This window comes from Desulfonatronum sp. SC1 (genome assembly GCF_003046795.1).
Lineage (GTDB): Bacteria > Desulfobacterota > Desulfovibrionia > Desulfovibrionales > Desulfonatronaceae > Desulfonatronum.
The window spans coordinates 1-6,960 of the sequence record NZ_PZKN01000059.1 but is presented as its reverse complement, the minus strand read 5'-3'; the positions used below and the strand labels follow the sequence as shown (position 1 = coordinate 6,960).

The following is a 6,960-nucleotide window of genomic DNA, read 5'->3' as shown; positions in this document are numbered from 1 at the left end:
GGGCCGGGGTGTCCGCCGCGTATCTTCCGCCGGGCTTGTCGTTTCCTGGACGCCCTCCTCCGTCCGGGGCCTTTGCCCCTCTCTTCCCTTGATTATCAAAGCGGCCGACGGTCCGGCTTTTAGCGGGCCCGGTCGCCAGATCGAACCGACCGCCCTTGGGCAGCGGCCGGGTGACGCGGATGACCCGGTGCCAGGGTTGATCCTCGGAGCCCAGGCGGAGCAGGTCCCCGGGAAGCAGCGGGATGCGGGGCCGGATGAACGGGGTTTTGGCGTCCTTGGGTACGTGGCCGGCCAGCAGGCCGGAGCCAAGGTGGCTGTCCGGCGCAAGTGGGATATATCGGCGTTGAGGCAGAAACCCGGCATGGGACCCGGGACGGCCCAGGGCCATTTCCAGCAGGGCGGCGGCCTCTTTTCGGGAGCGCACGGAAACGGCCTCGTCCCGGAGCAGGCGGTAGGCGGTGGTGGTATAGAAGACGTAGTGGGCACTTTTCTTGCGGCCCTCGATCTTCCAGGTGCGCACTTGCGGGATGTCCAGCAAGGTCTTGACCAGGACGTCCAGGCTCAGGTCCTGGCAGGAAAAGAATCCGCCCCGGCGGTTCTCCTGGGTGTAGCGGCGGCGGCAGGGCTGGACGCAGCGTCCGCGCAACCCGCTCTTGCCGCCCATGTAGCTGCTCCAGTAGCACCTCCCGGACACGGCGTAGCAGAGCGCCCCGTGAACGAACACCTCCAGATGCATCCCCGGCGGGCAGGCCTCGGCCATCAGCTTGATTTCATCCAGGTGCAGCTCCCGGGGCAGGACCACCTGCCGAACTCCGAGACGCTCCGCGGCTTGCAGCCCGGAAACCGTGCTCATGCAGGCCAAGGTGGACAGGTGCAGTTCACCGGAAAAACCGCACTGCCCGGCCAGGGCCAGCAGTCCCAGGTCCTGCACGATCAGTCCGTCCGGACGCACATGGCGTTGCAACTGGTCCACCAGCCGACCGGCAGCGGCGAGATCTCCGGGCTTGACCAGCGTGTTCATGGCCACCAGCACCCTTCGGCCCTTGGCATGGGCCAAATCCGTCAGCTCGGCCAGTTCGTTCAGTGAGAAGTTTTCCGCCTCCATCCGGGCTGAAAAATGCTTCAAGCCGCAGTATACGGCATCCGCACCCGCGGCCAGGGCCGCGAGGAATGCCTGCCGGTCCCCGGCGGGAGCGAGGATTTCCGGGGGCGTGGTCAAAGAGGATGGGGAAGAGGTGGTTTGCATGGCATGGTCCGAAGGTGAAGGGGGGGGATGAAGGGTGAGGGGTATGCATCCGTAAATGTAACTACTCAGCACAGAGTAATGCCGTTGCCGGGGTCGGAGTCGGAATCGGGATCGAAAACGCTGGGATGCGTTCAAATTTTTCCTGTTCCGATTCCGATCCCGACCCCGATTGCCGGAACAAGAGCGGACACAAAATGTGCTGACTAGATACCCGTAAAACAAACTTGCTGGGCGTACAAGCGCCGCATTCGCCCCGCGGCGTTCAATGGATTGATTATTTGCGGGTTTCGAGCGTAAGGACGTCTTTTCATGTCAGGGACTTTGGTTGTCCGCTGAAACTACCAAGCAGGAGGCATGGCCATGGATCGTACTCGTTCGACGGGACTGGGAGCCGGGGCGACCATCGCCGCCGCGGCGTTGATCGCCGGAAACCTCGTTGGCGCGGGAATTCTGGGGCTGCCCATCAACACCGGTCTGGCCGGGCTGTGGCCGTCGCTGCTGGCCATGGTCGCTGGCGGGGCCATGATGTTTCTCACGGCCCAGATCCTTGGCGACCAAGCGGCTAGAAGCCGCAGCGAGACTTTCGACTATCCCTCCCTGTACGAAACGTTTCTGGGCTCCACGGGCAAGTGGGCGGCCATCGCCGCGAACATGATCATTCTGTACGGGTTGCTGACCGCGTATTTCACCGGCGGCGCGAAGATCGTGGCCAGCCTGCTGGGCATGGAGGCGCAGCAGACCTTGGTCACCCTGCTGTTCGCCGTCCCGTTGATCACCCTGACCTGTATCAACCTCAGCCTGATCCAGCGCCTGAACACCATGCTGGTGCTGATCCTGGCCGGGACCTTCGCTCTTTTGGTCTTCATGGGCGGTGGGCACATTGACGCTTCCCGAATGAGCTACACGGACTGGGCCTTTCTTCCGGCGACCCTGCCGATCATCGTCACCGCGTTTCACTTTCACAACATCATTCCCACGGTCACCGCGAACCTGCGCTGGGACATGGCCACCTTCCGACGGGCGGTGTTGCTGGGGATGCTGTTGGCCTTCGTGATGAACGCCTTGTGGGTGACGGTGGGCATCGGCGTGATTCCCCTGACCGGAGAGAACAGCATTCTGGATGCCTGGAAGACGAACACCCCGGCCACTGTGCCCATGGGCGCGATCATCCAGAGTACGTCGTTCACGTTGTTCGCTTCTTTTTTTGCCCTGGTGGCCATCTGTACCTCGTTTCTGGCCAACGGCCTGGGCCTGCTGAGCTTTCTGCGCGACCTGACCCTGAATACCTTCGGAGTGAACAACCGCCTGCTCGTGGTCGCCCTGACCTTCCTGCCGCCCCTGGCCATCGGCCTGATCTATCCGGACATTTTCTTGAAGGCCCTGGACATCGTGGGCGGAGTGGGCATCGTGATCCTGTTCGGCATCCTGCCTACGTTGATCGTACTCATGGACCGGCGGCGAGGGCCGATTCTTCGACTGCTCTGCCTGATAGGCCTGCTCTTCGCGGCGGCCATCCTCGGGTTGGAGATTATGAGCGAGACCGGCCTGTTGCGCCTGCATCCTCACGCGGCTGGGTTCTGAGTTCGTCCCGTTTCTTGTGGGCGCGGGTTTTAAGGGGCGTGCTCCCGGGTTTTGGAGGCACGTTTCGATGATTGCACCAGCAAGGAATTGTCGATAAGGACACGCCATTGGCCCCTACATTTCCATATTTTGAACCCTGAGCCGCTCCATCATCATGATCCCCTTCCTCAAAAAACATTGGTTCTTTGTCGGCATGGCCGTAGTTTCGGCCTTGGCTTTCGTGGTTCCCGGCCTGGGCGTGTTCGTCAAGGAACATCAGATCCTCAATTACGCCATCTTTCTAACTTTCCTGATCACCGGATTCAGTCTGGATACGCGCACCATTCTGGAGCAGATGAAGAATGTTCGGGTGCTCATGGCCTCCTTGATTTCAGCCCTGATCTTGATCCCCGTACTCACGGCCGTGCTGGCTTCATTGTTTTTTGGCGATAACGTCGACTTCATCATTGGGTCGATCATCATCGCCGCGGCCCCGGTGACCGTGGCCTCGGGCACGGTGATGACGGCTATGGCTCTGGGCAACGTCCCCCTGAGCCTGTTCATCTGTGTTTTGTGCAACTTCTTCTCCCTGCTGACTATCCCGCTGGTACTCAACGCCATCCTTGGGTTCATGGGCGATCTTCTGCATCTGGAGGAGGCCGTGTCCCTGCCGGTGCGACACATTTTGTTCACTCTAAGCACCATCGTGCTTTTACCTACGGTGCTCGGCCAGGTCCTGCGGCCATGGATCAAGGATCATATCGCGCCGTACAAAAAGGCGTTTTCGATTTTTTCGCAATCCGTGGTCCTGTTGATCATCTTCAATGCCGTATCCAGTTCCGTGGGCGTGATCGGCTCGGTGGGCCTGGGCTTCATCGGCTTGTTCGGGTTCATGATCATCCTGCACGCGCTCATTCTCGTCATGAACTTCGCCATTTCCAAAGGCATCCGCCTGGACCGGCCCTCCACATCGGCCTTTACCATTCATACCTCCCAAAAAACACTGACCATTTCTTACCTGGTCTGGGCCGGCTATTTCGCTCATGCCTTTCCCCTGGCCATGGTTCCGGGCATCGCCTACCATCTTGTGCAAATGGTCATGGACGTCTTTGTCGCCAACGGGTTCCGGAAACGGGCCGAGCGGCGCCGTGAGGGCGCCCAATAACCGCGAGCCGTCATCGTGGACATTTTTAGCCAAGCCGACTAGGTTTTCAGTTAAAAAACGCTCGACTTCTCTTCCCCAATGTGGAGGCGACGGACCGTCGTGGCGGAGATTGCCGGTCGGCCCGACGGGTCGGCTCAGGATTTTTCCGGATGTTTATTAAGACGCAAGATACCTCGGAATCAAACATTCGCCTTGAGCGCCAGGACATGATCACCCTGGAATCCGAACTGCGCCAAGCCATGGCCGGGTTCCTGTCGTTTTCCTCCTACGGACTGTACTTCCCGCCCCATCCTCCTCGTGAGATGCTCGTGGTCGACGACCAGGGGCAACGTCTTGTTCCCGTCTATCATTCCCAGGAAAAGAAAGCCTTGCTGCCCCTGCATCGCCATGGAGAGCTTTTGGGCATTTTCGTGGCCCGCAACGTGCCCGGTCGAGTGACCAAGAACACCCTTCACCTGTGGTCCTGTCTGTGCCGTCAGGTCATGGACAATCTGCTGCTGCATAAAAAGACCCAGGTGGACCCGCTCACGGGCTTGGCCAACGCGGTTTGTCTGGAACAAAACCTGAGTCGGGAAATTCGGCTGGTACACCGCGGACTGTGGCCGGACACCCCGGGCAGCCTGGAGGACGGGGTATCCGAGTTCAGTGCCAGCGTGGGGCTGATCTGTCTGGATGTGGACGGTTTTTCGCGGATCAACGAGCGCTGGGGATATCAGTTCGGTGACCTGGTGCTCCAGGACCTGGCGCGGCTCGTCGCCCGTATGGCTCCGGAACAGGCCATCTGCGCCAGGTTGCGCGAGGATACCCTGGCCATTTGTTTTTCCGGGGCCACCACGACGAAATGCCATCAATTGGCGGCGAATTTGGCCCGGGAAGTCTCGGAGTTGCGCTGTGAAAACAAGATCAACGGCGAGCGAATCAGGCTTTCCGTCAGCCAGGGATTCGTGACCTACCCCCAGGACTTCCATGGTCGGCAACTCCGGCGTTCGGTCCGGGAACAGACCGGGTTGATGCTGGAAAAAGCCCGGCGGGCCCTGCGCGACGCCCGGGAGCACGGCCCGGGAAGAATCCGGGGGTTTTCCGGCATTCTCCGGGAAAGCGGCATCGTGCTGGATGTTTTACCCATGAGCCGTGTTCTGATCAGCCTGGGACGCTCCGTGGACGCTCGGGAAGGACAGCGTTTTCTTGTCTGGGCCGCGCCTCGGGAGAACGGTTTTGGCGCTGCCGCGCCTCTGGAGCCGGGAGGAAAAGAGGCGCCGCCGTCCCGATTTTGCAAGGCTGAAATCCAGTTGGTCGAGGTTCAGGGCGAGACCTCCGTGGCCGAGATCGTTCTGTTGCACGACCCCGGCTGCGCCATCGTGCCGGAAGACCAGTTGACCATCCTGCATCCGGGGAGCCGACGGTCCGTGTTCGGGGTGGCGGGCGTGGGAGAACGGGAGCAGTTCGCGAGTCGCCAAGGAGATGAGGTTCTGGATGACGCCCTGGAGTCTGCTTCCGAGGCGGACGCCGGAGGACGCGAATACACGAGCCGGGAAGCGGAGGGCGAAGGGGAACTGTTTTCCAGAGGGGCGCGGGCTTGGATGCCCTTGCAGGCCCATGATTTTTCGCGGCATTGGGCGGGCTTTCGCCAGAAACATACTCGGTTTGCCGTGATGTTGATCTTTCTGGAAGGCGGCTCCATGGAGTCGGAGCCGCTGGACCACGGCGACGTGGAGCGCAAAATACATCAACTCGGGGCCATGGCCGCCGGAAAATTGGGGCCGGACATGGTCCTCGGCCGGTTCAGCTTCAGCACCCTGGCCTGCCTGGTTCCGGAGTCCGACGCTCGGAGTCTGGAGGACTCGGCAAAGGCCCTGGTCCGGGACTCCGGGGAAACGTTGCGCGGAACGGCCTACGTGGGTTTGGCGGAGTATCCCTGGCTGAACTTCACCAAGGCGGATACGCTGGAGAACAGCCGCAAGGCCCTGGAGCACGCCCTGCTGCTGTCCGAGCCCAACGCCGTGGTCTTCTGTTCCACCTCTCTGACGGTCAGCGCGGACCGGGCCTTTTCCAGCGGAGACGTCTATTCCGCCATGGAAGAGTACAAGCTGGCCCTGCTGGCGGACGAGACCAACCTCATCGCCAGAAACTCCCTGGGGGTCTGTTATGCCCGGCTGGGCAAATACGGCGACGCTTCGGCCCAGTTCGCGGCAATTCTGCGCCAGGCTCCTGACGACATCATGGCCACCTACAATCAGGGGCACACCCTGCTGAAGCAAGACGAGCCCGATCAAGCCCGGCGTTATTTCGAGCGCTGCCTGGAACTGGATCCGGAGCACATGTTCAGCCTGATCCGTCTGGGGCAAATGGCCGAACAGAGCGACGACGTGGAGGCGGCTCGGGACTACTATGCCCGTGCCCGATCGGTCCCGGGCGGCGAAGGCGTGACGCACCGTCACTTGGCCCGCCTGGAACTGCGGGAAGGCAACCTCGAACAGGCCAGGGAGCATCTGCATCAAGCTCTGGTGCACAATCCCAAGGACGCCCTGGCCATGCACCTGCTGGCCAAAATGTATCTCGAACAGGGCGAGGACGCCGAAATCGCGGAAACCCTGGCCAGGCAAAGCGTGGCCCTGTTTCCGGAACAGGGCGCGTATTGGGGCGTGCTGGCCAAGGCCCTGGAAAGTCAGGAACGCCATGAAGAGGCCGCCTTGGCCCGGGAGCGGAGCGGTTAGCTGTTTTTCCTTATGGCGTCTTCCTCTGCAAGGACGTGACCTGGATGCAGTCCTTGGGGCAGTAGGCTGCGGCCTTGCGCAAGTCCTCTTCGTTTCCTTGACTTGTTTTCAGATACGGAAGCTCCTGGTCTTCATCCCAACCGAAAACCTCCGGGCACAGTTCCACGCAGGCCTGGCAGCTCGTACAATGTTCCAGATCGAGGCTCGCTTCCGCGAGGGGGAGAGAAGGGGCGGGCATGGCTGCTCCGAATGGGGGCTGTCTCTTATACACATCT

Annotated in this window: 5 protein-coding genes; 3 read left to right on the top strand and 2 right to left on the bottom strand. The window is 61.1% G+C overall.

Annotated elements, in window-relative coordinates; genetic code table 11:
• On the bottom strand, positions 1-1,246 hold a 1,246-nt coding region (locus C6366_RS18210; RefSeq protein WP_146164925.1), incomplete at its 3' end, for a peptidase U32 family protein.
• Positions 1,247-1,606: 360 nt separating this feature from the next.
• On the opposite strand from C6366_RS18210, the gene C6366_RS18205 reads away from it, so the two are divergent.
• The 3 genes from C6366_RS18205 to C6366_RS18195 all read left to right on the top strand — a co-directional run bounded on the left by C6366_RS18205 (position 1,607) and on the right by C6366_RS18195 (position 6,685).
• The gene (locus C6366_RS18205) at positions 1,607-2,827 is read left to right on the top strand and encodes an aromatic amino acid transport family protein (protein ID WP_158269861.1); all 1,221 of its coding nucleotides are present in this window, start codon (positions 1,607-1,609) and stop codon (positions 2,825-2,827) included.
• 154 nt (positions 2,828-2,981) lie between these two features.
• A complete protein-coding gene (locus C6366_RS18200; RefSeq protein WP_107740586.1) occupies positions 2,982-3,971 on the top strand; it encodes a bile acid:sodium symporter in 990 nt (329 codons plus the stop codon).
• Between the two features lie 149 nt (positions 3,972-4,120).
• Positions 4,121-6,685 (top strand): diguanylate cyclase, encoded by a 2,565-nt coding sequence (locus tag C6366_RS18195; RefSeq protein WP_107740584.1) that lies wholly within the window; start codon positions 4,121-4,123, stop codon positions 6,683-6,685.
• A gap of 10 nt (positions 6,686-6,695) precedes the next feature.
• Here C6366_RS18195 and C6366_RS18190 read toward each other — a convergent pair whose 3' ends face one another.
• Entirely contained in the window at positions 6,696-6,923 is a 228-nt protein-coding gene (locus C6366_RS18190; RefSeq protein WP_146164924.1) for a ferredoxin, read from the bottom strand.
• Positions 6,924-6,960: the final 37 nt, after the last annotated feature.

What these genes read in the sequence shown, in the direction of transcription:
- C6366_RS18205 (WP_158269861.1), top strand. Translation starts at nt 1,607, where the DNA reads ATGGATCGTACTCGTTCGACGGGACTGGGAGCCGGGGCGACCATCGCC.
- C6366_RS18195 (WP_107740584.1), top strand. Translation starts at nt 4,121, where the DNA reads ATGTTTATTAAGACGCAAGATACCTCGGAATCAAACATTCGCCTTGAG.
- C6366_RS18190 (WP_146164924.1), bottom strand. Translation starts at nt 6,923, where the DNA reads ATGCCCGCCCCTTCTCTCCCCCTCGCGGAAGCGAGCCTCGATCTGGAA.
- C6366_RS18200 (WP_107740586.1), top strand. Translation starts at nt 2,982, where the DNA reads ATGATCCCCTTCCTCAAAAAACATTGGTTCTTTGTCGGCATGGCCGTA.